This is a genomic window from Sphingomonas sp. CCH9-F2 (assembly GCF_001556735.1).
Lineage (GTDB): Bacteria > Pseudomonadota > Alphaproteobacteria > Sphingomonadales > Sphingomonadaceae > Sphingomonas > Sphingomonas ginsenosidimutans.
This window is the reverse complement of the sequence record NZ_LSJO01000275.1, coordinates 1-323: the sequence shown is the minus strand read 5'-3', so window position 1 is coordinate 323 and position 323 is coordinate 1. Positions and strand designations below refer to the sequence as shown.

The window sequence follows — 323 nt, the reverse complement described above, 5'->3', positions numbered from 1 at the left end:
ACCGACGCTGCATGGCGGTGCGTCGCCTCGGCACGCAGCAGGTCGGTCAGGACCTCCATGGTCGTGCGCTTGCGCTGGAGACCGGTGGTCACCGCCTCGTCGAAGGCGCCAGCCATGCCCTTCAGCCCCAACTCGGTCATGGCCGTCATCATCTCATGCCGCTGCATGGAGGCCTCGCAGGCTGTCATAGCGGTTGCAGTCGGCGCGGGGCGGATGGCGCAGCGCCAGGTCCTCGGGGGTGACAATGGTCAGCGGTCGTGGCGGTTCTCGCCTGCGGGCCAGGATGTTGACGATGACGTCGTCGCTGGCGGTGCCGGCCAGCA

The 323-nt window shown here is 68.7% G+C and carries 1 pseudogene; it reads right to left on the bottom strand.

The annotated features are described in order from the left end of the window. Window positions 1-153: 153 nt before the first annotated feature. Window positions 154-323, bottom strand: a pseudogene (locus AX685_RS21495) (IS21 family transposase); the annotation flags it as partial.